The following is a 389-nucleotide window of genomic DNA, read 5'->3' on the forward strand; positions in this document are numbered from 1 at the left end:
AGTTGGTAGAGCGCAACCTTGCCAAGGTTGAGGTCGAGAGTTCGAGACTCTTTTCCCGCTCCAATTTCCAGAAAAAGGGAAGCCCAGGCTTCCCTTTTTGCTAAACAAGCCAGACTTCGGGCGCGGTAGCAAAGCGGTTATGCCCCGGATTGCAAATCCGGTCAGTCCGGTTCGACTCCGGACCGCGCCTCCAGAATTGCCATTTTTGCGGTCCCGTTCGCGGGGTGTAAAAAATCAAAATTCTGGCTTGATAGAGAAAATATGCTCTATAATTTGCGGCTTGCCAGCCAGCATGGTTGAAGAAATTCAAGCGTGCAAACAGGGCAAAATGCGGGAATAGCTCAGTTGGTAGAGCGCAACCTTGCCAAGGTTGAGGTCGAGAGTTCGAG

Annotated in this window: 1 tRNA gene; it reads left to right on the top strand. The window is 51.4% G+C overall.

Annotated features, from left to right (window positions below):
* Positions 1–119: 119 nt before the first annotated feature.
* Positions 120–193: transfer RNA gene (locus B2J86_RS17940), tRNA-Cys, on the top strand.
* Positions 194–389 lie beyond the last annotated feature (196 nt).

Origin of the sequence: Acidovorax sp. SRB_14, from assembly GCF_012932145.1 — a bacterium.
In the GTDB taxonomy this organism is placed as follows: domain Bacteria; phylum Pseudomonadota; class Gammaproteobacteria; order Burkholderiales; family Burkholderiaceae_C; genus Simplicispira.